At 37.4% G+C, this 25,163-nt stretch carries 25 protein-coding genes; 21 read left to right on the top strand and 4 right to left on the bottom strand.

Annotation, left to right across the window (positions count from 1 at the left end; all coding sequences use genetic code 11):
- Positions 1-192: 192 nt before the first annotated feature.
- The 5 genes from VXN63_RS06175 to VXN63_RS06155 all read left to right on the top strand — a co-directional run bounded on the left by VXN63_RS06175 (position 193) and on the right by VXN63_RS06155 (position 4,712).
- Complete coding sequence (locus tag VXN63_RS06175; RefSeq protein WP_327757134.1) at positions 193-1,548, top strand: YjiH family protein; 1,356 nt, start codon at positions 193-195, stop codon at positions 1,546-1,548.
- A gap of 150 nt (positions 1,549-1,698) precedes the next feature.
- Positions 1,699-2,556, top strand: coding sequence for a hypothetical protein (locus VXN63_RS06170; RefSeq protein WP_327757133.1), 858 nt, complete (start codon positions 1,699-1,701; stop codon positions 2,554-2,556).
- A 178-nt stretch (positions 2,557-2,734) separates the two neighbouring features.
- Positions 2,735-3,502, top strand: coding sequence for a hypothetical protein (locus tag VXN63_RS06165; RefSeq protein ID WP_327757132.1), 768 nt, complete (start codon positions 2,735-2,737; stop codon positions 3,500-3,502).
- Between the two features lies 1 nt (position 3,503).
- A complete protein-coding gene (locus VXN63_RS06160; protein WP_327757131.1) occupies positions 3,504-4,067 on the top strand; it encodes a hypothetical protein in 564 nt (187 codons plus the stop codon).
- A gap of 126 nt (positions 4,068-4,193) precedes the next feature.
- On the top strand, positions 4,194-4,712 hold the full coding sequence (locus VXN63_RS06155; RefSeq protein ID WP_327757130.1) for a DUF1456 family protein: 519 nt from the start codon (positions 4,194-4,196) through the stop codon (positions 4,710-4,712).
- A gap of 337 nt (positions 4,713-5,049) precedes the next feature.
- Here VXN63_RS06155 and VXN63_RS06150 read toward each other — a convergent pair whose 3' ends face one another.
- Positions 5,050-5,883 (bottom strand): MurR/RpiR family transcriptional regulator, encoded by an 834-nt coding sequence (locus VXN63_RS06150; RefSeq protein WP_327757129.1) that lies wholly within the window; start codon positions 5,881-5,883, stop codon positions 5,050-5,052.
- A gap of 173 nt (positions 5,884-6,056) precedes the next feature.
- Between VXN63_RS06150 and VXN63_RS06145 the strand changes: the two genes are divergently transcribed.
- The 9 genes from VXN63_RS06145 to uxuA all read left to right on the top strand — a co-directional run bounded on the left by VXN63_RS06145 (position 6,057) and on the right by uxuA (position 15,651).
- Positions 6,057-6,917 carry a hypothetical protein gene (locus VXN63_RS06145; protein ID WP_327757128.1) on the top strand — a complete coding sequence of 287 codons (861 nt, stop codon included), beginning with the start codon at positions 6,057-6,059 and terminating at the stop codon, positions 6,915-6,917.
- A gap of 35 nt (positions 6,918-6,952) precedes the next feature.
- Positions 6,953-8,689 (top strand): ABC transporter ATP-binding protein, encoded by a 1,737-nt coding sequence (locus VXN63_RS06140; protein WP_327757127.1) that lies wholly within the window; start codon positions 6,953-6,955, stop codon positions 8,687-8,689.
- Positions 8,655-9,476, top strand: a complete 822-nt coding sequence (locus VXN63_RS06135; RefSeq protein ID WP_327757125.1) for an energy-coupling factor transporter transmembrane component T family protein — start codon at positions 8,655-8,657, stop codon at positions 9,474-9,476. Before VXN63_RS06140 ends, VXN63_RS06135 begins: the two co-directional genes overlap by 35 nt.
- Before the next feature lie 14 nt (positions 9,477-9,490).
- On the top strand, positions 9,491-10,309 hold the full coding sequence (locus VXN63_RS06130; protein WP_327757124.1) for a PHP domain-containing protein: 819 nt from the start codon (positions 9,491-9,493) through the stop codon (positions 10,307-10,309).
- 129 nt (positions 10,310-10,438) lie between these two features.
- A complete protein-coding gene (locus VXN63_RS06125; RefSeq protein WP_327757123.1) occupies positions 10,439-10,840 on the top strand; it encodes a hypothetical protein in 402 nt (133 codons plus the stop codon).
- Between the two features lie 188 nt (positions 10,841-11,028).
- The gene (locus tag VXN63_RS06120) at positions 11,029-11,703 is read left to right on the top strand and encodes a FadR/GntR family transcriptional regulator (RefSeq protein WP_327757122.1); all 675 of its coding nucleotides are present in this window, start codon (positions 11,029-11,031) and stop codon (positions 11,701-11,703) included.
- A gap of 142 nt (positions 11,704-11,845) precedes the next feature.
- Entirely contained in the window at positions 11,846-13,231 is a 1,386-nt protein-coding gene (locus tag VXN63_RS06115) for a glycoside hydrolase family 1 protein (protein WP_327757121.1), read from the top strand.
- 10 nt (positions 13,232-13,241) lie between these two features.
- Positions 13,242-14,549 carry a PTS sugar transporter subunit IIC gene (locus VXN63_RS06110; RefSeq protein WP_327757120.1) on the top strand — a complete coding sequence of 436 codons (1,308 nt, stop codon included), beginning with the start codon at positions 13,242-13,244 and terminating at the stop codon, positions 14,547-14,549.
- A 49-nt stretch (positions 14,550-14,598) separates the two neighbouring features.
- On the top strand, positions 14,599-15,651 hold the full coding sequence (gene uxuA, locus VXN63_RS06105) for a mannonate dehydratase (protein ID WP_327757119.1): 1,053 nt from the start codon (positions 14,599-14,601) through the stop codon (positions 15,649-15,651).
- A 66-nt stretch (positions 15,652-15,717) separates the two neighbouring features.
- Here uxuA and VXN63_RS06100 read toward each other — a convergent pair whose 3' ends face one another.
- The 3 genes from VXN63_RS06100 to VXN63_RS06090 form a co-directional block, all read right to left on the bottom strand.
- Positions 15,718-16,320 (bottom strand): hypothetical protein, encoded by a 603-nt coding sequence (locus VXN63_RS06100; RefSeq protein ID WP_327757118.1) that lies wholly within the window; start codon positions 16,318-16,320, stop codon positions 15,718-15,720.
- 130 nt (positions 16,321-16,450) lie between these two features.
- Positions 16,451-16,915, bottom strand: coding sequence for an ASCH domain-containing protein (locus tag VXN63_RS06095; protein WP_327757117.1), 465 nt, complete (start codon positions 16,913-16,915; stop codon positions 16,451-16,453).
- Positions 16,916-17,028: 113 nt separating this feature from the next.
- A complete protein-coding gene (locus VXN63_RS06090; protein WP_327757116.1) occupies positions 17,029-17,583 on the bottom strand; it encodes a DUF3267 domain-containing protein in 555 nt (184 codons plus the stop codon).
- Between the two features lie 220 nt (positions 17,584-17,803).
- Here VXN63_RS06090 and VXN63_RS06085 point away from each other — a divergent pair, with 220 nt between their 5' ends.
- The 7 genes from VXN63_RS06085 (at position 17,804) to VXN63_RS06055 (ending at position 25,163) form a co-directional block, all read left to right on the top strand.
- Positions 17,804-18,694 (top strand): DUF4349 domain-containing protein, encoded by an 891-nt coding sequence (locus VXN63_RS06085; RefSeq protein ID WP_327757115.1) that lies wholly within the window; start codon positions 17,804-17,806, stop codon positions 18,692-18,694.
- 170 nt (positions 18,695-18,864) lie between these two features.
- Positions 18,865-19,311: a DUF4385 domain-containing protein gene (locus VXN63_RS06080; protein WP_327757114.1), complete on the top strand. Its 447-nt coding sequence runs from the start codon at positions 18,865-18,867 to the stop codon at positions 19,309-19,311.
- 450 nt (positions 19,312-19,761) lie between these two features.
- The gene (locus VXN63_RS06075) at positions 19,762-20,430 is read left to right on the top strand and encodes a response regulator transcription factor (protein WP_327757113.1); all 669 of its coding nucleotides are present in this window, start codon (positions 19,762-19,764) and stop codon (positions 20,428-20,430) included.
- Positions 20,420-21,421, top strand: coding sequence for a sensor histidine kinase (locus VXN63_RS06070; RefSeq protein WP_327757112.1), 1,002 nt, complete (start codon positions 20,420-20,422; stop codon positions 21,419-21,421). Before VXN63_RS06075 ends, VXN63_RS06070 begins: the two co-directional genes overlap by 11 nt.
- Positions 21,422-21,540: 119 nt before the next feature.
- Positions 21,541-22,311, top strand: a complete 771-nt coding sequence (locus tag VXN63_RS06065; protein WP_327757111.1) for an ABC transporter ATP-binding protein — start codon at positions 21,541-21,543, stop codon at positions 22,309-22,311.
- Positions 22,301-24,310, top strand: a complete 2,010-nt coding sequence (locus tag VXN63_RS06060) for an ABC transporter permease (protein ID WP_327757110.1) — start codon at positions 22,301-22,303, stop codon at positions 24,308-24,310. Before VXN63_RS06065 ends, VXN63_RS06060 begins: the two co-directional genes overlap by 11 nt.
- A gap of 175 nt (positions 24,311-24,485) precedes the next feature.
- Positions 24,486-25,163, top strand: a complete 678-nt coding sequence (locus VXN63_RS06055) for a response regulator transcription factor (protein ID WP_327757109.1) — start codon at positions 24,486-24,488, stop codon at positions 25,161-25,163.

Genomic DNA, 25,163 nt, shown 5'->3' with positions numbered 1-25,163 from the left:
TCGATCAGCTTATGTAGCTGTTGGCTAGGTTATTTTTGTTTTAAATCGGGTAGCTGATTAACGGAAATATTCAGTATAAACCGCTTTATATACATTTATACAGCTTGTTTTTGTATAATAATAGAATATAATTGTGATTAAACTGTATATATGCTACGCTAATACTCGACTAAAATAGGAGGTTCCAACGAAATGGCCACTAAATTAAAATTTGTTTTGTTATCATTGCTTGGCTTTATATTTTTTCTAGTACCATTCACCATTAATGGCGAGAGTAGTATACTAATCTCCCATATCGTAACTTTTGTAAATGAACAAATTTTTGAAGGATTTATTTTGTTTACAGTAGCGTGTTCTTGGATTGTTCTGCTTGGAACAATCATCTTTACTTTTTATACTTCGAAAAGTGAGTACCTGAATTCCGTTTTCAAAGCTTCTCCGTTGAATGTTTTTCTAAGAATTGTAGGATCGTTTCTTTACTTAATGGTCATCAACGGATGGTTTGAACAATCCGCTATCGGACAAGCGATTTTAGATGGGGGAACTGGAGGAACGATGGCAGGTGACGGTGGGTTACTAACGACACTTTATATTACGTTCTTTGTCGGTATCCTAGCTCTTCCGTTACTTACGCATTTTGGTATCGTGGAATTTATGGGGGTCTTACTCGGACCGGTCATGGAGAAAGTATTCAAGGTCCCGGGATACTCTACGATTGATGCCATAGCTTCTTTTGTTGGAGACGGGACGATTGGAATTGTTGTAACGGATACCCAATACCAAAGAGGGTATTACAATCAAAGAGAAGCCTACGTCATTTCAACGAGTTTCTCGATTGTAGGAATCGCCTTTGCTGCAGCGGTCGCTCAAGAGTTAGGTTTCGGATCAATCTTTCCAGTATTTTATGGATCTATTATCATAGTGACACTCATTATTGCGTTCATTACAGCACGTTTACCACTCAAAAAATTCAAAAGAACGTATTATGAAAATCAAGAACCAAAAGCAGCGGACGTCCCCGAAGGTAAATCTACATTCAAGCATGCTTATGATTCAGCACTTGAACAAGCAGAATCTACTAAAATTTTAGAAGCAATCGTAGAAGCCTTAAAACATGTAATCAGTATATTTGTTGGGTTTTTACCCATCATCATGGCTGTTGGGACATTTTCTCTAATCTTAGCTGAATATACACCGATTTTTGATATTATCAGTGCACCGCTTGTTTACGTTTACGACTTTATTGGATATAGCACGGATGTCGCAAGACAAATGGCACCCGCTTCTCTAGCCGGTTTTGCGGATATGTACTTGCCAGCCTTATTCATTACAGATTCGCCATCAGAAGCGTCTAGATTCTTTATTGGTGTACTTGCCTTTACGCAACTCGTTTTCATGTCAGAGACGGGTATGATTCTAGTAAAAACAAAAATTGGATTAAACTTTTTCGATATTTTGAAAATTTTCTTATTCAGAACAATTATTTCATTGCCCATATTAGTCCTTTTGACTAATATTTTAGCAGCAATGAATATCATCTCATTTTAAATAAATTAAATTAAAATCAAGCATGATTGAACTGTACTTTAAGGTACAGATCAGCCATGCTTGATTTTTTATTGTCCGAGATCATCTTTTATGTTACCGTTTTTTAAGAGGAGGGATAGTATTCATAGAAATCGTAAGTTGTTTATTATAATGATTAGTATGGCTGTAGGGTTGATGATACTTAGTATTTCGGTCCACGCTTACTTAAGAATGGATTATCCATTGTTTCTGAAATATGACCGTGATGAAATTTACTACAAATCAGAAGAGGGATATAAAGAATATCGTTTTAAACTAGAATACATAACCAACGATGATATCGATACTGTCGTTGAACAAATCGAATTTCCAGAGCACCCTCAGCTTCAAGCCATTGTGTCTGAAGTGAATTATCCGGATTATTTAAATTATGATACGTATAATCGAATACATAGTGGATCAACATATGGGACATATAATGTTAGACAGCTATACATCTTACTTAGAGATTCAAGTGAAAATCGAAATGAAGAAGAACCTATTATAAGGCAAGCCAAAATCTATTTTAGTGATCGGACAGAAAGAGTTTCAGATATTGGCGAGCTTCATTTAAAAAATAATAAGGATACAAATGAATCCTTATTAGAAAAGACCATAGAGCATTATGAGGATGGTATAGGAGAAGTCCAATATCGTGTATTAAAACCGATTAAATTGAAAGAGATTGATCAAAACAGAATAGGTAATTATCAAGACAATCTTCAAGTAAAATTAGAACAGAAACCATTAGAAGAAATTGAAGGATCTACACTACAAGAAAATGAAGAGGTAGTTTTTTACACTGAATTGAAAAATGGAGAAGATCTATTGGACTCGTTTGTGTCTGTAGACTTTTCTCCAGATACTACACTAATAGATGAGGAAGGTCATGAGTCAGTTCAATCGCTATTTTCGATTAGAAAAGAGAGAACACCTTTCAATTTCAAAAATATTCATCGCTATGTGAAAAACCGGACGAGAAACGAATGAATAAGAAAGCATTTGGAATAAAGATGAAGAACTGATGACTAAGGATTTATTGTAGAAAAGGAGCGATACTATTAAAAAGAATCATATTTTATTTATTACTTTCATTAGTCTGATCAGTGGATTAGTGATATTTGGGTATACAGGACGCGCGTATTTTCGTCTGGACGAGCCACTTTTCATGAAAAACGATCAAGAAAAGTGGCCGATACAAAATGAAAACCAAGAGAGTAAATACGATATCGAGCTGTCTTACCTGACAAACGCAGACAATACCGACAAAATTAGTCAGATAGTATTTCCAGATTACCCCGATGTTCGAGTAGATTATCCAGCATTAGGAATCATTGATGAATGGGATAACACACAGGTGAGGATGAATGAAAAGCATTTTGATATTTATCATTTAAAAGAAGTTAGGTTTAGAATTTATGATGTTTCTGAAGACGTTGATGATAAAGACAAGGTACTCGAACAAGCAACGATTTATTTTACAGATGGAAGTGAAATAAATGTGGACTTGGGTGAAATTCATCTAAAGACTAGTGAGCCTAGAAAAGAACCTCTAGAAATGTACTCAACCATTTTATTTGAAGGTATTCTTGAAAATAGGTTCGAGGTACGAGAGAAAGTTACACTGACTGATGCTAGAATAGACCAAATAGACGAGTATAGGGATTTGGTAGATATTCAAATCGATGGCGTACCAATTAGTGAAGCAGAGGGAATGACGTTCCTGCCAGATTCCACAGTAGTCGTTACTTCAACATTGAAGAGTGATGAAGACAGGATGACTGAATTTACTCAAATAGACCTTGCGTTCGATATTATCCTAACCGATGAAGAAGGAAAAGAAATTCCCCAGAAAATCAGTTCAGTCATTAGTGAAGGTCACGTCTACAATTTTTGGGATGTACACGATTATGTGAAAATAAGGGAGGCGGAGTAAAATGATTTCTGGATACAAGCTTGTTTTTTGGGGACTGATTCTTGCACATGTGAATTTCACAGTCGGCTTTTTCACATTGTTTCCAGCATTTGTAGGCTATATTGTTCTTCTTTGCGGATACTATGATATAGAAGCTAATACGAAAAAGAAACGCTATTTAACCCCTAGAATATGCACTGCACTACTCGTTTTGATAACCATCATTTTACCCTATATGGAGTACTTTATGAATATGGATATTTATTCAACGCTGATCTATCAGTATTATCAGAGTGTATTGATGTTATTGGAATTGATTGTAGTCCACTATGTGTTTGAAATGGGGATCAACGAACTGGAAAGAGAACAGTTAAATGATACTGCCAGAAAATTTATCAGAAAAGATAAAATATTTTTATGGTTGATGGGTTTAGGTCTATGCGGTGTGACGATTGGTGTAACAGCTAATACAAATTACTTTCAAATCGTGGCGCTGGTAGGAAACACGCTAGCCTTCTTAGCTGGGATTGTGCTTCTTTTTACACTGAGCGATTTTAAAACGACATTTTTGGAAAACGAAGCTTAATAGTTAAATGATAAGTATCGATTTGAAGCTTTCTTGTCATTAGTTAAGAGGGTATACTAGTAGTAACATACGACAGGGTTCAGGTAATAGGAGAAATATCGTAGACAAGAGACATTGGAGGAAATGATGAATAATAATGATAGATTGGTTCGATTAAGATATGCTTTAGATATTAAAGATAACGATATGGTAGAAATTTTCAAATTAGGCGACAAAGTTGTAACGGTTAAAGAGGTCCAACAGCTGTTAACGAAAACAAAGCAAGATCAAGAAGAAGTCGAAGAAGAGCACACGGAAAATGAGTACGTCAAAGCTTGTGGCAATCAAACTTTGGAGTCTTTTCTTAATGGGTTGATCGTGTTCAAACGTGGTAAAAAAGAAGATAGCTCAGGCGAGGCGAAAAAGCATCAAAGCATGATCAAGAATGACCGTAGTGTAAATAATGTTTTACTGAAAAAAGTGAAAATTGCTCTAACACTGACAAGTGATGATATGCTAGATATTTTAGATGAAGCTGGCATTTATATTTCCAATAGCGAACTAAGTGCCGTTCTTCGAAAAGAAGGACAGCGAAACTACAAAGAATGTGGTGATCGCTACGCTAGAAACTTTTTAAAAGGTCTAGCTTTAAGATATAGAGGATAATTACTCTCCAAACAAATAGAAAACCAAGGGAACTGTAGTAAAGTACAATTTCCTTGGTTTTTTTGTTTTATTTCCACGATATTTAACAGTTACGTTCGAAAGGAATGGATAGTCAAAGGTGTTTTCGCACGTATCGGGCGCTTGCGTTCGAATTTTGTCAAAAGCAAACCGATTTTCACACGCATCCGTCACTTTCGTTCGACTTTTACAGAATAGTAGACCCTTTTTTGAACGCATCCAGCCTTTTTATGAAAAAGAGCTCCAAAGACTCCAATCAAAGTTCCCTATTCATAGCTTATGGTACTCAAAAACAATCATACTTCTCCATGAGAATCTCTTATCTCGGAAGTACATCTTTATACTGCTTACGCAGTTCATGTAGCTTATCTAGCTGGTTCAAATTAGTTTCCTTTTCATAGGAACTGATGGCAATGATCAACATTTCGATCATCAAAGTAGGGGCGACCATGGAGTGAAATTCCCAAGGTTCACCGCGGCTCCCAAACAAGGTAATATCTGCTTGATCTGAAATAGAAGAGACAAGTTGATCGGTCACAGCGATTACTTTGTAGCCAATTTTTTTAGCCTCAGAAAAGATAACAGCCTCTTCAGGAAGAACTTTTCGCCCAAAGGCTAACAGAATCACGACATCTTCTTTGTTTAAATGAATCATATCTTCGAGGAGTTCACTTCCACTATTCACCATCTTGTGTAAAGACAATCCGTAACGAGCTAATCTGAAATACAAAAGATCCTGAAGGCCAACGGAAGAACCTTGGGCGTAAATATACACTTTATTGGATTGAGTGATAAGTTTGGCTGCTTCGTCTAATGTTTCTTCTGAAAACTGTTTTGCGGTAAATTCTAGATGATTCATCACCGTATGAAAGTTTTTAGATAACCCTTCCGCTTCAGAGGACTGAGACAAAATCGTCTCGATCTTTTTGGCAGGTGTCGGCGTCATTTGTAGGTTTGTTTTCTTTTTAAAGTCTTTCATATTTTTGAAACCAGAAGAACGCCAAAAGCGCGAGATGGAAGCAATACTTAAACTCAGTGTATTTGCCAATTCTTGTTCGGTAGAGAGCAAGACCGTTTGTAAGTTACGCTCTACATACTCAGCGATTTTCTGCTGGGAAGTCGTCATTTCCAATGTGTTCCAATCAAATTTCAAATTTTTACCCTCCTGTTAAATCAGCTTGTAATGTAAGTATAACACTAGAATGTAAGAAAAGTTACATTTTATATTAAGTGATATAATTTTTACAATCAATTTACACGATTTAGGTTTTAAGTTAACAATCGAACGGTATAGTGTGGTTAGAACTTAAATTGGAGGGATAAAAAATGAGTCAATTGAAGACACGGTACGTACTGACAGAACAACAAAAAATGATGGTGTTTATTTTATCGATGTCACTATTTGGTATGGCAACGATGGTATCAGAATTACTTCCGGAACTGAAATTTGGATTAGTTGAATTCAAAGTTGAATATTTCTTGTTTATTCCATTGTCATTAGCCATCTTATTCCATCCGCTACATGCAGCTGTGGGTGCTGCACTAGGCAGAATCATCTTCGGGGAAATTATGCTTGGACAATTCGAAGCACTCGGAGAGATCGAAAGCTTTCTAGGTCTCGTGTTGGCGTTATATGTAGCCGGGATTATCGTTAGAGATCCGTCCAACAAAATCATGGTTGGATTCGCAGCACTACTCGCCGTCATCATTGACCAATTTATCAGCATGGCTGTCGATATCGGTAAAGTCTGGATTGGTGTTGAAGAACTTGAAGCCGTTCCTGGATTGATTGAAAGTATTGTAGCCATCGAAGGGTTCGCCTTCTTGAATGATGTTCTGTTTTCTGGAATCTTATTCGCGATGATCCCAACCATGTACCTCGTGCCTAAATTATATGGCAAAATTGAACCATTACTTGGAGTGAAACCGAAAACCAAAGACCTACATGTTCCAATCAGTGATATCATCACACCAAGATTTATGGTCGGCGCAGCAGTGGTTGCGGTTATCGCCTTTGTAGCTGAAGCCTTCTCCGAATCGGAATTCGCGCCTTCCTTTGAATGGGCCTTTGCCGTCGAGAACGAAATCTTGTTTATGATGATCAGCCTGATTGTCGCTTCTTTAATCTCCATCCTGATTATCTGGAAAATTATGAGTAACCGAGAAAACAGAAATACCGTAAACTAGACAATCTGCAGTAACGGATTTAGAAAGGACAGTATATGAGCTTAATCGAAATCAATCACGTGACATTTCAATATCCCGGAGCGACCCAGCCATCGCTGACAGACGTTTCCCTGAACATTGAAAAAGGAGACTTTATCGCTATCATGGGCGGGAATGGATCCGGAAAAACAACCTTGTGCAAGCTACTCAACGGCTTGATTCCCCACTATTATGTGGGCGACATCGAAGGCGAAGTGATCGTTGATGAAATGAAAACCTTAGAGAGCAAAGTGACCGATTTAAGCGGTTCTGTGGGGTATGTTTATCAGGACTTCGAGAATCAGTTAGTAAGAGCAAAAGTCATTGAAGATGCTAGTTACAGTCCACTCAATTTTGGTTATCCAGATTATCTGGAGCGCGGCAAGAAGGCGCTGGAAAAAGTGGGGCTGGTTGGAAAAGACAATGAATACATTTGGGAATTAAGTGGTGGACAAAAACACTTGCTGGCACTGGCAGGCGCTATTTCTTTGGAACCTGGGATTCTGATTGTAGATGAGCCGGTTGCACAACTAGATCCTCAGCATGCGAAGGAGTTGTATGAAGTATTAAAGTTGTTGAATGAAAAAGAAAAGACCACAGTCATTGTGATCGAACATCATACAGAATTTATTTCTGAATACTGTAAAAATGTAGTGCTGATGGCCGATAGTCGAATTCTATGGAAAAAAAGTGTGCGAGATGGACTGACGCGTATTCAGGAGTTAAGGGATAGACAAATCTTTCCACCACAAATCACGCAGGCAGCCTACGCTTTAGTTGAAAAAGAAGATACGACGCTACCAATCAACTTAAGTGAAGCTGTTGACTATTTCAGAGCATTCAACTTAACGGAACATTATCAGCCGTACTTGAATCCTGTTCCAAACCGTACAGGTGAGAAAATTGTGGACATCAGGGGCGTCGATTTCTCTTACAAAATGATTTCCAGACAGAAAAAGAAAATTTTAAATGATATCAACTTATCTATTCATAAAGGGGACCGAATCGCACTCGTTGGAAATAACGGTGCTGGAAAGTCCACATTGATGAAACTGATGACAGGCATCGACAAGCCGGAATTTGGAGACGTCATGCTCAAAGACAAGAATACAAAAAGCTTTTCTCCAGAAACTTTTGCGGATAGCGTCACTTATATCTACCAGAATCCGGAAGAGATGTTCATCGAAGACTCGATTCAAGCAGATATTGAATACTTCTTGAAAGCAAGAAAGGTCAAAGACTACCCAGAAACCGTAGAAAAGATTATCGACTTATTTCAGCTAAGGGAAATCAAAGACCGCGATGGTCGACTGTTAAGTGGTGGACAGCAAAGAAGAGCGTCTTTAGCAATTGGTGTTGCGATGCAGCCTTCTTTGATACTACTCGATGAACCGACGGCGAATCTGGATATTGGGACTAGAAAACATATCTCCAAATTTATTCAGTCCCTCAAAGATGAAGCAGAAGCAGTGATTATTGCGACGCATGATATGCAGCTCGTTTCTGAATGGGCCAATCGAATCATTGTGATGAAAGATGGCCACATTATTCATGACGGAGACCGTGCTTCCGTATTTTCAAACGCAGCACTACTGAAAAGTGCAGGTTTGACACCCCCACAAATTATGGAATTGAGCAGGATGTTAGGCACTAAATTAGCCTATTCAGTTGAAGAATTTGTAGACTACGCAAAGATCTGTAAGGAGGAAATGGCGTTCGATGGACATTACAAAGAAGCTGCAAGAGTTTATTAGTGTAGAGCAATTGAAAATTGAAGTATTGAACGCTGCTTACGGGAATACAGAAACAACGATTGCCAAACTGGATTCAAGAACAATATTTATGTGGTATTTCTTTTACGCGATTTTTCCGTGGTTAACGCATAGCTGGATCGTATTGATTGGAATGTTTTTGATGCTTGTTGCTATGATTTATCTAGCAAAAGTGAGCTACTTGTTACTTTTCTTGTTTGTATTTGGACTCGTTGGTCAAGGAAGTATGGTGCTGGGCGTTTCCTTACTCTTTGGCGGAAGTCTAGCAACCCTTTTGCCTTTGATGATGTTTGAACTTAAGCTGGCCATTATATCGCTAGCTGGACTGATTGCTTTTTCAACGATGGAACCAGAAAAACTCAGCGATGGCTTACTGAAAATTGGCGTACCGGGACAAGTATCTTTCAGTATTTCCTATGGTTACCGGATGTTGCCAACGCTGATTGAAGAGTATCACCATGTCTTTATGTCATTTAGACTAAGAGGGAAAGCACCTGAAAAACATGGTTTTCTGTACTGGAGATCGGTTGTCTACTTTATGACATTAGTTGTAAAGTCATTTTACCCACTCATGCTCAGTTCAGCGAAGCGAGCACGAACTACAGTGGAGTCACTAGAATCAAGAGGCAGCTTGTACTCTTTTAAAAACCCAGCAGTTAAAAAAGTGAAGCTAGGGTACATGAAATTTTCATATAAAGACAGCTTGTTTGGTCTATTCAACGTATTATACGTTGTGATGTTGTTTATGCTAGCAGTCACATTAAATTAAAAGGGAGTCATTAGATGAATATAGATTTTCACACGCACATCAAAATTGCCAAGATTTCTCGCTTTATGCCAGAATATTTTGAGGATATGGTGGAAGAAGCAAAAGTTGCTGGCTTAACAGCGATTTGTATCACGGAACATTTCAATACGTTTCAGTCCATGGATACGTACGACTATTTAAAGGCGCATTACACTTACGAACAAGAACACTATAATGTTAGAGGACTAAAAGTATTTACGGGTATGGAAGTGGATGTAAAAGAAGTCGGACATATCTTGATAATCGGTCAGCGAGACGAAATTGTCAGTATGAGACAACAGCTCACAGGCTTTGAACAGAAGCCGGACTTTATGCCGTTTAAAGCATTAATGGACTTGGCAGATCTGTATAACGTAATCAGAATTGGCGGACATCCTCTGAGAACTAGCACACCATTGACACATCACAACCCAGAGCAATTAAAACGTCTGGACGCACTCGATTTGAATGGAAGAGATTTGTATGCTCAAGGACAACATCCTTACAGAGAAGAACTAGAAGCATTCGCAGATTCTATAGGACTTCCAATCGTTGGGGGCAGTGACACGCATCAATACTTGCAATACGGCTCTGTCTATAACGAAAGTAAGCAAGAATGCGAAACGATTGAAGAGTTGAAAACGATGATCAAAACGGGAGACTATGAAACAAAGGTCTCAATAGAACTAGATCTCAAGGTTAAGTCTGCAAGCCTCGTGAAAAAACTGATCAAAACATCTCTAGACGAAAATGGGATCGCGACCGGTTATAGTAATGTTGCGCTGAAAAGAGATTCCACAGAAGTGATGAGTTAATCCTGATAAAGAAGCGATCTGAGCCTAGCTCAGGTCGCTTTTATGTGTTTAAATAGATAAAAAAGATTAGTGAATAATCAATAAACCGTGTATACTTCGAATAACAATAAGGTGAAGAAGAGGTGTACAATGAATAGAAAATCAATGAGTCTATTTCAAATTTTAGGTGTAATAGCATTGATTTTTCTAGCGCTATTTGCTTTGGCAGCTTGTCAGTCAAATGAATTTTTTGACGAGGAAACTATAGTAGTCAAAATTGAAGTTATCGAGGATCAGACGGAAGAACCTGTCGCAACCATTACAGATCAAGCCTTTATTACATCACTTACAGAAGAGCTAGAGTCTGCTCAGACGAGTTCAACGGACAATATGGATATAGAAGGACGAGACTACCAGCTATTGTTTTTAGACAAAACGGATAGCATTATTCAAAAAATAGGCTATTATATCGAAGAAAAGAACTTTGGAGTAATTGGTCGATACTTTTACAAAGGAGAGCTTATTGCTGTAACAACGGAATTGCCGATTTAAACTACAAAGAAGTTAGATTCAAATCATTCAATTGATCAAGCATTATATATATATGCAATAGTTTTCTTCATAAAATCGACATGGTATATTTAGAGTACTCTTAAACAATAAAACATACTATTATTAAAGCTAAGCAAAAATATATAGTATTTATAATAGAGTGAAACTTACTACAGGAGACTAATCATATGGAATACATAACATTGGTTGAAAGCACTACCGAAAAAATCAAAGCGTTGATAGAAGAACAAAATCTACAAGTTGGGGACAGACTCCCTAACGAGTTCGAACTCGCTCAACAATTAAAAGTAAGTAGAAACACCATTCGTGAATCAATCAAGATGCTAAAATCTCGTAATATACTCGAGGTTAAGCAAGGATCAGGAACGTTTATTAGCAAGAAGAAAGGACAAATGGATGATCCTTTGGGATTTTCAACACTAGAGGATAAAATAAAACTGACAAAGGATTTATTTGATATTCGATTTATTTTAGAACCCTATGTTGCCTCACTAGCAGCTCAAAATGCCACTGAGTCGGATTTAGTAGAAATCGATCATATTCGAATCGAGCTAGAAGAAGAAATAACGAAAGATGGTACCCGACATTTAGAACTTGATCAGAAGTTGCATGCTAAAATTGCGCAAGCTTCGGGGAATACGGCTTTGTATCATCTTGTTCCGCTGATAAGCGATTCTATAAACCTATACAATAATCACTTTACAAATGAAAAAATGAAAACTGAAACAGTAGCATCTCACAGAGATATCGTTGAATATATCAAAAAGAAAGATAGTTTTGGAGCACAACAAGCAATGTTGATTCATATAAGTCATAATCGAATATCATTAGAAAACGACTAAAGGTAGGACGTATTTATATAATACGTCCTTTTTTATCTTTTAATTGACAAAACGTCCTACGTATTTTAGAATACAAGCATAGATAACGAATGAATTAAGCTTCTGTCTATTGAATGCTATTCAAAACGTAGGAGGACTAAGATTGGAAAAATTATCAAGAAAGTTACCGAAAAATTTTCTGTGGGGAAATTCAGTTTCTAGTATGCAAACAGAAGGTGGATGGAATGAGGGAGGAAAAGGGGCCTCGGTTTATGATGTAAGAGAAGCAACTGAAATGCTCTCTGACTGGAAAGTAGCAAATGATAATTATCATGAATATGATACTGACTTAACTATGATGAAAGAGATCGGAATGAATTGTTATCGCTTTCAAATATCTTGGAGTAGAGTGAATCCAAATGGAAATGGTGCTTTTAATGAAGAAGGCATTCAATATTACAGTGACTTTATAGATGCTTTAATTAATAAAGGGATTGAGCCAATGATTTGTCTATATCATTTTGACATGCCGTTACATCTTGCTGAAAAGTATAATGGCTTTTTAAGTAAAGAAGTAATGAAAGCGTTTGTTGATTTTGGGATTGAAATGGTCAAACGATTTGGAGACAGAGTTAAGTACTGGATCACATTCAACGAACAGAATTTATTTCACGTCCCGGAAGTCTTCAATATTAGTGGTTATATGAAAGGTGAAAAAACGATTGAAGAACTCTATCAAATCAGCCATAACGTTATGATGGGACATGTAGGAGTTGCGAACTATATCCATGAACAGACGGACTGTCTAATTGGAGGAATGTTGGCTTATTCTGAAAGTTATCCGGCAACAAGCAAACCAGAAGATATCTTACTAGCTAGAAAGTGGGATGAATTTATAAACTATCATTTATTAGATGCTTTTGTTCATGGCCGCTATAGCAAAGAAGTTCTAACTTTTCTAAAAAATAATGGTATTAATATGCACGCTACACCAGAAGAATTAAACGAGCTAAGTAAATTAAAAAGTGATTTTCTTTCGTTCAGTTACTATGCAAGTTCAACACTAAATTCCGATTTAGTCGATTCAAAGACACCAATTAATTTTGCCATGCAAAAAGGAAAACAACCAAATCCACATTTGAAAAGTACAGAGTGGGGATGGCAAATAGATCCTTTAGGGTTTAGAGATATATTTAATAAGCTGTATCAAAGATACCAAATACCAGTTTTTCCTATTGAGAATGGTATAGGCGTTAAAGAAAACTGGGATGGTGTTAACCCGATTCATGATGACTATAGAATTAACTATCATAGAGAGCATCTCCAAGCTATGAAGGATGCAATGTTCGAAGATGGTGTTGAAGTTATAGGATATCTAGGTTGGGGTTTAATCGACATTCTAAGTTCTAAAGGAGATATGAATAAGAGATACGGTTTAGTCTATGTAAACAGAGACAATCATGATTTAAAAGATATGAAACGAGTACCTAAAAAAAGTTATGACTGGTTCAAAAAAGTTATTCAATCCAATGGTGAAGAACTAGAATAGGAGAATAAAAATGAAAGAAAATAATTCGTTTGTTGATCGTTTTACAATGTTCGCAGTGAAATTGGGTAATCAAGTACATCTTAGATCTTTAAGGGATGCTTTTGCAGTTATTATTCCGTTCTTTATACTGGCAGGCCTTGCTGTATTAATGAATAATGTCGTCTTTCCTTGGTTTTTTACCGGAGAAAGTTTAGACAGTATTAAAGTCTGGGGTACGGTTATCACCAATGGAACGTTAAATCTTGCCAGTTTATTGATTGCTCCTATGATTGCATATAGTTTGTCTAAAAATAAAGGATTTCAAAATCCTCTAGCATCAGCTGCGATAGCAATCGGAACACTCATTATTATGATGCCAACAACGGTTTCTATGAATGTTGTTGAAACTGGTGAAGCAGCACTAGTATCGGGTGGTCTGACGTTCAACAACTTAGGAACTACCGGAATGTTCTCCGGAATTATTGTTGGACTATTAGCTACTGAGATTTTTATGAAAATTTCGAGTTTGAAAAAATTACAAATTAATTTAGGCGACGGCGTTCCACCTGCAGTTAGTAGATCTTTTACAGTTATGCTACCTACATTGATAACACTAAGTTTTTTTGGAATAGTCTCCGCACTTTTAATTAGTGTATTTGATACAAACTTAATTGAACTAATAACAAATGTAATTCAAGAACCTCTACGTAAAATTAATACTAGTTTAATTGGGACTGTGATCATTTATAGTTTTTCGAATTTTTTATTTACTATAGGAATTCACGCGACAGTAGTTAATGGAGCAATACTTGATCCCTTGACACTACAAAATATGAATGAAAACATGCTTGCATTTGGAGCAGGAGAAGAAGCACCGAATATTATCACTAACTCATTTCTATCAACATTTGGGATGATTGGAGGAACTGGATCTACAGTTGCACTGATGATCTCTATATTGATTTTCGGTAAATTGAAATCATCAAGAGAGGTCACAAGTATTTCTTTAGCACCCGGTATATTTAATATTAATGAACCAATGATTTTTGGATTTCCAATTGTATTTAACCTTCCGATGATGATTCCTTTCGTATTATTGCCTGCGATAGGTATTATAGTGGCTTACTTTGCTACTGCTCTTGGTTTCATAGGGAAATCAGTGATAATGGTCCCTTGGACGACACCTCCTTTAATGAACGCTTACTTAACCACAGCAGGTGATTGGAAAGCCGTTCTTGTTCAACTAGCTATCATAGTGTTTGGAATATTCCTGTATATGCCTTTTATTAAAATCAGCGAGCGTGTGACAAGAGCACAAGCTGAAATGAGCAATGATTAGCTAGAGTGAACGGTTGAAAAAGCAAAAAATATAGATCAACGGAGGGACTATGAAACTAGGGTTTAGATGGTATGGACAAAGTGATAAAGTGAAACTAGACTACATCAGACAAATTCCTAACATGAAAGGGATTGTTAGTGCTTTATACTCTATCCCTGTAGGAGAGGTATGGCCGACCAAAGATATCAAAGAGTTAAGGAATGAAATAGAGAATAATCAGTTAACATTAGAAGTGATAGAGAGTGTACCCATTCATGAAGATATCAAATTAGGCTTGGAAACAAAAGATACTTGGATAAGAAATTATCAGCAGACTATCAAGAATTTAGCTGAACAAGGCGTTAAGGTCATTTGTTATAACTTTATGCCTATCTTTGATTGGACAAGAACAACTTTGGACTTTCTAAACAAAGATGGATCCAGTTCACTTGCGCTAGATGAAAAAGCGTTAGAGAAATTAGATCCTCTAAATCAGTCGATTTCTCTTCCCGGCTGGGATGAGTCTTACGAATATGAAGCTTTAAAAGAATTGATGGATCAATACGAATCTGTGGATGAGGAAAGACTCTGGGAAAACTTAACCTATTTTCTTCAGAACATCTTACCTGTTGCAGAAGAAGTAGGAATCAAAATGGCGATTCACCCAGATGATCCACCTTACAGCATTTTTGGATTACCAAGAATTATCAAGAATAAAGAATCATATAAACGTTTGTTTGAAATATCAACAAGTCCATCTAATGGCATCACGTTTTGCACAGGTTCACTTGGGGTTGGTAAGGAGAATAACATCTATAACATGTTGGATGAATACTTGAGTATGAAAAAAGTTCATTTTATGCATGTGCGGAATGTTCAATTGCATAAGGATACAAGCTTTGAAGAGACAGCACATGCGTCAAATTATGGCTCAATCGATATGGTTAAAGTTATGAGTTTACTGAAAAAACACCAATATAGCGGTTATATGAGACCTGATCATGGACGCATGATCTTTGGAGAGAAAGGAAAACCGGGGTACGGATTGTATGATCGATCATTAGGTGCGAGTTATCTATATGGTATATGGGAAACATTGAATTATCCTGATAGAATAAACTGAAAATAGAGGAAGCCAGATGTTGTACAGTCTGGGTTCCTCTATTTTTGATGATCAGTAAAGTTCATTTTAAAACTTCTTCTTAGGATGCTTATCTATAATTTCAGGATATTTCCCAAGCAGGGAAAGACCGATTGAGGTCAACATATAGCCACGAATGTTGAACAATGTTTCAAGTTCGTCTTCAAGATAAGCGCTTCTGACGCGGTCCATCAATTGTCCCTTAGTCAAAGTGGAATAGCCAGTTGCGTTTTTGTCTTTTAGTAAAGCTTTTAGTTGTGCAGCGTTTAGATGCGTTAAGGACTCCATTGAAGATAATTCTTTAGCATAGTGTTTTTCTAATACGTCCTCAAGAGCTTGTTCAGCATTGATTCCATATGTATATTCAAAGTATTTTGGAAAACCACTTTCGTTTGTAAATGTTGAAAAGCTGATTCTCCAAAGCAAGATTAAATGACCAGGCAGGATACCTTCTTCTAAACGAACCATATTTCTTTTCGGTACAAGTGAGGCCGAACCAATCTCAATATCTTTTAACCAAGCGTTTAAATCGCGGCCTGGAGACAGGTAAGGTGCTTCATCATGCTGGTCATATAACGATAAATAGTTCTGCACATTCTCGTCGTTTTGATCCAAATGCTGGTTTTGTAGTTCAATGTTACGTGTATTCATGATGACTCTCCCCTTTGATGAAATAACTGATTGAATTCCATCATACCAGATGAGATACATAGAGACAAAAGGTAAGCTAGTAAAATCAACGATGTCACTAGTCTATATACTGTTCGATTTTTATTTTCTATTAGTGAGTTATATTTGGAAATACAACTTCAAAATTTTGGCAAACCAAAATAATTTCGGGTGTATAGGTTAACCCATAGTCCCTAAACTCATTTATAAAAAAAATTTCATGTTCTTTATACCAATATTCGTAAGTTAAATCTCCTTCTCCTTCTGAGATAGCAAAAGCTTTACTCACTTGGTTCATAGGTATTTCTTCAATTTTTGTATATTTTATGATTGCTACAGGTTTGCTGTCACCATTCAAAATAATATCATACTGTCCAACTTTGGGAATAGCTTCTTTTTCGACTATATAACTTTCTTTTGCAGCGCACGTACCTGTCTTTTTTCCTGACAAAACTAAATTGACTAATTCGTCACCTAAGGCTTTGCTACCATCACCAAACATCCAAGAATCAGGCGTCTTTAATGTTAATCCATTAGATTCGGCATAACTATGCCAATATTTTTCTATATCTGTCATTGAAAATCCTCCTACTTTAAATATAAACTTTTGAAAATAGTCAAAAAAACAAGTCTATAACAACGCTGTTTTTTATTAATTACAACTTTTTAGGTAGATCTATCTAAAAAGTATTAGTCTTTCATATAAATAGACATGCCCACTTCAGTATCTTGAACACGGATATCTCCACCTTGTCGAGAAATCAAAAAGACCCAGTAAAAGTCTCCGACACAACTGGCTGCATGGCAGGATGCTAGAAAAATCAACGGAATAGACGTATTTAGAGAAAATAGAGCGTAACCCATGAGTGCCGAAGAAATCAAAACAAAAGGTGCCAGACAGATCAGAATAAATTGTCCTCTTGTGTAAAAGGAATTAGGACTCGTCGCATAAGCCATTCCGTTCTTGAATCCAAACTTTACCTTTCCTTCTGGATGAAACAGTTTGAAAAAAGCACCGTGAATCAGTTCGTGCACTACAATTAATAAAAAAAAGAACAATAAAAATATAACGAAATCCATTAGACCAAAATTCATGGATACACCGAAATCTTCGTTTCCATAAAAGACATATAATAAGGTTGTAAACAAAAATATAAACAAAAAAATCAAAGGAATAGAAATCACATTCAGCCAGAAAATCACTTTCTTATTTTCCATCAGGTTGTAAGCTTTTATCAAGGTCATGCAAAATCATCTCTTTTCTCTTAGTTTTATATGTACAGGTCACTTAGACCTTATACATAAAAGTATAGAGGAATGAAAAACATTGAGCAATATAGGATGTGTATGAATAAATAAAGCGAATCACTAGTAGACGTCCTATTTGATAAAGCGCTATCTATATCAAAATCCTTCTGATAAAATTGTATTAAGCAATACATAGTCTATCTAAGGGGGAAGTCTCATGTTCAAAAAGAAGTGGCTTGTGGCAGGAATAGGATTAGGCATTTTGTTAGCGGGTTGTTCAGGGGGAACGGATTATTCAGAGAGCGATATGTCTACGGAAGAAGCAGTGACGGATGATTTTTCTGGAGACATGTGGGATTCTGAAACAGAAGAAAGTACAACGAATACCGACGATGGAGGAATTTTGATTGGAGAAAAAGTCATCAGGTTCGTTTATCGAGATTATGAAACACTGGACTTTGAAGAAAGCAATACGTATATCATGAATAAGGTGACAGAGTTCAGCGGATTTGTTGAGCAGTCCAATCAGTCTACTGGAAACTATATGGATGATTCGAACCGTGTGTACCGTGATGGGTACTATACTTTGCGCATTCCAACCGAATCGCTTGAAGGCTTTTTAGGAGAGTTAGACGGTATCGATGCCGTCAAACTAAACGAAAATGTGGGTACAGAAGATGTAACGCAAAACTATACGGATACAGAATCCAGAGTCAATGTACTCAGAAACAAAGAAGAACGATTGAATACTTTGCTAGAACAAGCAGAATCGATAGAAGATATTATTCAGATTGAAAACAGTCTTTCGGAAACGATTTCAGAAAGAGAATCTTTACAGACAGTACTAGACAACTACGACAGTCTGGCCGATTATACAAGGGTTGAAGTCAGTCTGTCAGAACGTCCACGGATTTCTGGAGAAAGAGAAAATAGGCCATTCCTTGAACGCATTCAGGAAGCACTAGTTGATTCTGCATATGCCTTTTACTATGTGTTACAAAATCTGATTATCGGTTTGATCTATGCTTTGCCGTTTCTGATTGGAATTGGTCTGATTATCTGGATTGGTTACTACGTTCATAAAAAGAGAACAAAGCATGACAAATAGTTAAAGCCATAAACCGAAGGCGAGACCGCAAAAAAGCGGGACTTGTTTTCGGTTTTTCTATTTAAGAGAACGAATGAAAACAACAAAGTTGATTCGAATAGTGAATTAAAGTAGGGTAGAAGAAACGGGAGATTCATGAACGGATTACATAAATAGACGGGGTGAAGAGAGTGGCATTTGACTATGATTTGGATTTCGATAATATTGATTTCCGCGAACAACCAGAGCTCTACAGAGTCGGTCGAGGAGAACAAGGCGTATTGATGGTAGAGCCTTATAAAGGCGAGATTCTTCCCCACTGGCGCTTTAAAACGCCTGAGATCGCCAAAGAATCTTCTGAGAAAATTTATCAGATGTATTTGGATTACAAGGAAGCAGACGATTTCGTAGGGATGGATATGGCAAGAAAATTCATTCAAATGGGTTATACGCGCGCTCGTCGTTACGCGAATTATAAAGGCGGCAAGAAGTACGACAAAGATGGCGAAGTGAAAGAGCGAGATATTGATGAAGAAAAGGCCGAATCCGCTGCTATCTTTGAAAAGAAATGGATTATTGTTCGAGAAGACGAAGATTATCTGAAATTGAAAAAAGCGCATCAGAAAAAATACGGTTAAAACTCAAAAAGATACCTTCGAATCCTTATGTTATAGGAACTCGAAGGTATCTTTTTGTATCAATCATTATGTAGAGTGTCGGTCATCGTATTTATCGAGTTCCAGTTGATAAATAAACCACACGATTCGAGCAATAAATAATAGAATCAATATTGGCGCTACTTGAACAAAGAAATTTCAGAATAAATAGAGATAATACATTATATCTGCCATATTACTAGTAGAATATTCTGTGATTTCCATAGTACTGTCCGTTGCTATCATTAATAAATGATATAACTGCATCATTATTTCCCTCCATTTTTGCCAGTATAGCATAATCAGTGAAGAGAGAACTGACCTTTTTCAAAGATGCATTAGACCTGCCTTGTTCTATTAGACCGCTATTTGTATAATGAACAAAAGCCTACCAGAAATTGAATCCAACTAAGCGAAAACGAGGAGCCATATATGATAAAGATTATGATCGTAGAAGATGACCAGACCATCGCAGAATCTTTGAAATCAGAACTAGAAAAATGGCAGTATGAAGCCTTTTGCATTACGAATTTTCAGTCTATCCTAGAAACATTTATGGCCGAACAGCCGCAACTTGTTCTAATGGATATTAATTTGCCCGCCTTTAATGGCTACCACTGGACGCAGGAAATTAGAAGACGCTCCGATGTGCCCATCATCTTTATCTCATCACGAACCGATGATATGGATATGGTTATGGCCATCCAAATGGGTGCGGACGACTTTATTCAAAAACCCTTTAGCCTGACCGTTGTGATCGCCAAAGTCCAAGCTATGCTGAGACGGACCTACGACTACGCTGAAAGCGAAAACTACCTCACAGTAGAAGACGTCATCCTAAAACCGGCAGAGGCTGCCATCACATTAGGAGACCAGTCCATCGAACTCACCAAAAACGAAACGCAAATTCTAGAACTCCTTTTTAGAAACAAGGGTACCTTCGTCACCAGAGAAACGATCATCACCAGACTGTGGGAAAACGAATCCTTTATCGACGACAACACACTAGCCGTCAACATCTCCAGACTTAGAAAAAAATTCAAAGAACTAGAAAAAGAAGACCTAATCAAAACCAAGAAAGGAGCCGGCTATGGCGTCTGATAAAATAGCTTTGACACGCGGCTTCTTGAAGTATCTGCGTCCGCAGATCATACTCTTTTTTCTGCAGACACTCGTCTTTGGAGCGGTTTATTTCTTGACCCGACAAGAGTCTAGAGTGTTCACGACGGCTTTTCAAATCTGTTTGTTGTTATTCATTCTGTCAGTTGGAATCCAGTTTTATCTTTACACAGCAAGAGTTAAAAGAGCAGAATCGACCCAGTACGCAAAAACTGATGCCTTTTTGTCCAGTGACTACATCCACGAAATGTATGAAGAGAACTATATGAATCTAGAAGAAACCTTGTTGCGCAAAAAGCAAGCAGACATAGAAAAACAATCTGAATTGATGGATTATTTTTCCTTATGGATCCACCAGATCAAGACTCCTCTATCTGCGATAAGTTTGATCCTACAACAACAAAAAGACCAAACACCTCAGCAACGTAAATTGGAGCAAGAATTGATACACGTCAATGATTACATCCACCTTGCCCTAAATTATCTTAAGCTAGAAGAGACCGGTAAGGAACTGGAAATCGAACAAGTCGACATCGACCTCGTTATTCGCTCCGTTCTGAAAAAATATGCCATCCTCTTTATCTACAACAAAATCAGTCTGGACTTTGAACCAACAAATCTTATAGTCCAATCAGATAAGAAATGGGTACAAGTCCTGATTGAACAGATTCTATCTAACAGCTTAAAGTACACGGAAACTGGCACCATCAAAATCACAGCCACACCAGACCAGAAACTGATTATCGAAGATACTGGAACTGGCATCAGCAAAGAAGACTTGCCTAAAATTTTTGAAAAAGGCTACACCGGATTAAACGGTAGACTGCACGACAAATCGACGGGGATTGGTTTATTCATTTCAAGGAAAATCACAGAGAGATTGAACATCACCCTGACCATCGATTCTGAACTAGGCAAAGGGACACGAGCTATTATTGACTTCTCCAGAAAGAAAACGACCCTATTTGAATAAGCCTTGATTTTGAACCTTACAGATTTGTAAGGTTACTTGAGAAATCGTAAGAATAGATAAATGCTCCAGCTCGCAGAAGATTATATGATGGGTATAACAAAAGAGAGGGGCAAAACACAATGGGATTTTTAGAAGTAAAACATATTCGTAAAACATATACAGGCCGACTAGGCGCTAAAGAAACGACCGCATTAAAAGACGTGCATTTTTCAGTAAACGAGGGAGAATTTGTTTCAGTCATGGGGGAATCTGGTTCTGGTAAGACGACCTTGCTGAATCTACTATCGACACTCGATAAACCATCTGAAGGTGAGATTACTTTGGCGGGTACACCACTTACGACGATCAAAGAAAAAGAACTGTCTAAGTTCAGAAGAGAACAACTAGGATTCGTATTTCAGGATTTCAACTTACTGGATAACTTTTCCCTTAAAGACAACATCTTACTGCCACTTGTACTGGAACAGATGCCGGTAAAAGAAATGGAAGACAGGCTGAAACCACTTGTTGAAAAATTAGGCATCAGTCAATTGATCAACAACTATCCTTACGAGGTTTCAGGTGGACAGAAACAAAGAGCGGCAGTAGCCAGAGCACTAATCACGAAACCTAAACTGATTCTGGCTGATGAGCCAACTGGTGCACTGGATTCGAAAGCATCCGAAGTATTGATGGATCTGTTTTCAGATATTCATGCAATGAACCAGACCATTTTAATGGTGACACATAGTGCTCGAGCAGCAAGCTATTCAAACCGTGTCTTGTTCATTCGCGACGGCGAAGTCTATCACGAGATTTACCGTGGAGATCAGACTACTGAAGTATTTATGGATAGAATTTCCAAAGCCTTACTGTTTTCATTCGATAGAGGTGAGCAAGATGGAATTTAACCTTGCCTTAAAGCTGGCTACTCGAAATATGAAGTCCAACAAACAGGTTTATATTCCTTTTGTTGTATCTTCTACGCTAATTGTGTCAATGTTTTATATGATCGCTTCATTGATTACAAACTCCTTTGTCACTGAGCGAGGAGAATCTTTATTACCACTCTTTCGACTCGGAGCCATCGTCGTAGCGATCTTTTCTCTTGTATTTATTCTTTATGCGAATAGTTTCCTCATGAAAAGACGAAAAAAAGAAATCGGGCTCTTCAATATTTTAGGGCTTGAAAAAGGACATATTGCTAAGATTATTGCGATCGAAACGATTATAACTTTTGCAGTCAGCTTAATAACAGGATTGATTATAGGTTCACTACTAGGCCAGCTAATGTTTTATGCCATTGATTTCATTCTGATTTTACCGCAGAATTTTATCTTCACAGTAGGGATTTTACCGATACTATTGACGGCAGCGTTATTTGGAGTCATTTTTATCGTCGCTTACTCAATCAACGTAGTGAACATTCAATTTTCAAATCCGATTGAATTGCTGAAAGGTGGACAATCAGGAGAAAAAGAACCGAAAAGCTCGCCGATTTTATTTGTCCTTGGACTGGTTTCAATGGGCGCAGGTTACTACCTTTCTTTAACCATAAAGGATCCGGTTCAGGCTATATTATTATTTACAGTAGCTGTAGTATTAGTGATGCTTGGAACGTACCTCTTATTCAATGCAGGAACGATTATTATTCTAAAAGCTTTAAAGAAAAGAAAAAACTTTTACTATCAACCAGGTCCATTTATCTCGATTTCTGGAATGCTTTATCGTATGAAACAGCACGCGACAGGTCTGGCAAATCTTTGTCTGTTATCTGCGATGGTACTCATCACAGTCTCTACAACGACAGCACTTTATACGAGTGCTGAAAATCTGGTTAGGTTAGCTATTCCAGTAGAAAATACTTTAAATGTTTCAAATGTAGATGATCTAAGTGAATCCGAGTTTGAAGAGACCAAAGTAGAACCGTTACTAAATATCGTGAGAGAAGAAACAGAAAATAGCGCAGTGGACATCGAAGACTTGAAGTCGTACTCAAAAATGTCTTTTTATGATAATCAGATTATCGATGATGAGCTGATTTATCGCTATTCAGGCAAGGCTGTAGAAAGTGATGCTGTTGAGAACGTTAATACCGTCATGATTACGCTACAAGATTATAACGAGCTAACCGGTCAGTCTCTGACGCTTGAAAATGGCGCTATCTATGTAGATGATCCTTCAAAAATGATCTCAGGTAATACTTTAGATATTGAAGGTGTGGATTATAGAATCAATCAACTGGATGATGTACCGGATTATCTAGTTACGACAGGTCCAAATATGAATCAACTTCTAGTCGTTTTGCCAGACATGGATACCTTGATGTCTATCCGTAGTGTCATAAATGGATATTTAACGGACTTCACGGAAAGTGTCAGTAAAGAAATTATATGGTCAACGACAGGTTCACAGACAGAAGAACTGGCCTACGCTGAACATATGACAGAGGTTTTCAGAGATAGAAGCCTTGGCTTTCCTTTTTATCAAAATAGAGAACAGTTCCGAATCAATTACTACGACATCACAGGTGGCTTCTTGTTTCTTGGAATCTATTTAGGATTCTTGTTCGTTATTGGAACCGTATTGATCACATACTTCAAGCAGATCTCTGAAGGATATGAAGATAGAGCAAGAATTCAGGCCATGCAGAAAGTTGGGCTCGATAAAAAAATGACAAGAAAAGCGACTCGCTCTCAAGTAATTTGGATGTTCTTGTTGCCACTTGTGGTAGCAATTATACACACGATTGTTGCGTATCCGATTTTGTTCCAGATGCTTTCTGCTATCGGACTCATCACACACACGCTGCTAGCTGGGACAGTTGCAATTGTAGCTCTGGTATTCAGTCTGATTTATGGCATCGTCTATCTGATCACCTCGAAAATTTATTTGAAAATTGTAGAATAAGATAAAAAAGCGACACCTCCTCAAAACACCAGCTCATTTGCTGAGTGAAATGAGGCGGTGTCTTTTCGCGTTGACCATTTCATGATAGGGATTGTTCATTGTATAGGCAATTTGTATAATGAGTGAGAATGACGCATGAATATGATCGATAAAATTACGGACTTAGAGGTGACTTATGCAACTATTAATCGTTGAAGACGACACTACAATCGCTGCTGGTCTGGAATATTCTCTGCAAGGAGAAGGATTTAGTACCGTTCTCTGTCATGATGTTGCTTCTGGAAGGAGCGCCATTGAAACAACAGACTTTGATCTATGTCTGTTGGATATTACCTTACCGGATGGCACGGGCTATGAACTATGCAAACTGATTAGAAAAAAAAGTAACTGTCCGGTTATTTTTCTGACGGCTTTAGAAGAAGAAGTGAACGTAGTGATGGGGCTGGATATGGGCGCAGATGACTATATTACGAAACCATTCAGATTAAGAGAACTGATTTCCAGAATCCATTCTGTGTTAAGAAGGTATCAAAAACCACAGGAAGATTTGACGGGGTATACGATTGGTCAGATCAGAGTGAACAGGCAAGAAGCAAAAGTATACAAAAACGACCAAGAAGTTGCGTTAACAGCTCTAGAGTATAAGCTTTTACTGACCTTTATTCAAAATGAAGGGCACGTTTTATCTCGGGCGCAGTTGCTAGAAGGGATCTGGGATGTTGCCGGGGACTTCGTGAATGATAATACGTTAACAGTCTATATTAAAAGAATCCGAGATAAACTGGAAGAAGATGCCCAGAAGCCACAAGTCATTAAAACAGTCAGAGGACTGGGATACAAGTTAGGGGACTGA

The sequence above is a fragment of the Marinilactibacillus sp. XAAS-LB27 genome (assembly GCF_036039175.1).
Lineage (GTDB): Bacteria > Bacillota > Bacilli > Lactobacillales > Carnobacteriaceae_A > Marinilactibacillus.
Note: the sequence above shows the minus strand (reverse complement) of the source record. Positions and strands in the feature narration are given on the sequence as shown.

Coding starts and splice junctions, on each gene's coding strand:
- VXN63_RS06070 (WP_327757112.1), top strand. CDS start 20,420: ATGGCGTCTGATAAAATAGCTTTGACACGCGGCTTCTTGAAGTATCTG.
- VXN63_RS06060 (WP_327757110.1), top strand. CDS start 22,301: ATGGAATTTAACCTTGCCTTAAAGCTGGCTACTCGAAATATGAAGTCC.
- VXN63_RS06065 (WP_327757111.1), top strand. CDS start 21,541: ATGGGATTTTTAGAAGTAAAACATATTCGTAAAACATATACAGGCCGA.
- uxuA (WP_327757119.1), top strand. CDS start 14,599: ATGAAACTAGGGTTTAGATGGTATGGACAAAGTGATAAAGTGAAACTA.
- VXN63_RS06100 (WP_327757118.1), bottom strand. CDS start 16,320: ATGAATACACGTAACATTGAACTACAAAACCAGCATTTGGATCAAAAC.
- VXN63_RS06125 (WP_327757123.1), top strand. CDS start 10,439: ATGAATAGAAAATCAATGAGTCTATTTCAAATTTTAGGTGTAATAGCA.
- VXN63_RS06090 (WP_327757116.1), bottom strand. CDS start 17,583: ATGACCTTGATAAAAGCTTACAACCTGATGGAAAATAAGAAAGTGATT.
- VXN63_RS06155 (WP_327757130.1), top strand. CDS start 4,194: ATGAATAATAATGATAGATTGGTTCGATTAAGATATGCTTTAGATATT.
- VXN63_RS06075 (WP_327757113.1), top strand. CDS start 19,762: ATGATAAAGATTATGATCGTAGAAGATGACCAGACCATCGCAGAATCT.
- VXN63_RS06170 (WP_327757133.1), top strand. CDS start 1,699: ATGATTAGTATGGCTGTAGGGTTGATGATACTTAGTATTTCGGTCCAC.
- VXN63_RS06165 (WP_327757132.1), top strand. CDS start 2,735: ATGAAAAACGATCAAGAAAAGTGGCCGATACAAAATGAAAACCAAGAG.
- VXN63_RS06110 (WP_327757120.1), top strand. CDS start 13,242: ATGAAAGAAAATAATTCGTTTGTTGATCGTTTTACAATGTTCGCAGTG.
- VXN63_RS06135 (WP_327757125.1), top strand. CDS start 8,655: ATGGACATTACAAAGAAGCTGCAAGAGTTTATTAGTGTAGAGCAATTG.
- VXN63_RS06055 (WP_327757109.1), top strand. CDS start 24,486: ATGCAACTATTAATCGTTGAAGACGACACTACAATCGCTGCTGGTCTG.
- VXN63_RS06085 (WP_327757115.1), top strand. CDS start 17,804: ATGTTCAAAAAGAAGTGGCTTGTGGCAGGAATAGGATTAGGCATTTTG.
- VXN63_RS06095 (WP_327757117.1), bottom strand. CDS start 16,915: ATGACAGATATAGAAAAATATTGGCATAGTTATGCCGAATCTAATGGA.
- VXN63_RS06160 (WP_327757131.1), top strand. CDS start 3,504: ATGATTTCTGGATACAAGCTTGTTTTTTGGGGACTGATTCTTGCACAT.
- VXN63_RS06140 (WP_327757127.1), top strand. CDS start 6,953: ATGAGCTTAATCGAAATCAATCACGTGACATTTCAATATCCCGGAGCG.
- VXN63_RS06175 (WP_327757134.1), top strand. CDS start 193: ATGGCCACTAAATTAAAATTTGTTTTGTTATCATTGCTTGGCTTTATA.
- VXN63_RS06145 (WP_327757128.1), top strand. CDS start 6,057: ATGAGTCAATTGAAGACACGGTACGTACTGACAGAACAACAAAAAATG.
- VXN63_RS06130 (WP_327757124.1), top strand. CDS start 9,491: ATGAATATAGATTTTCACACGCACATCAAAATTGCCAAGATTTCTCGC.
- VXN63_RS06120 (WP_327757122.1), top strand. CDS start 11,029: ATGGAATACATAACATTGGTTGAAAGCACTACCGAAAAAATCAAAGCG.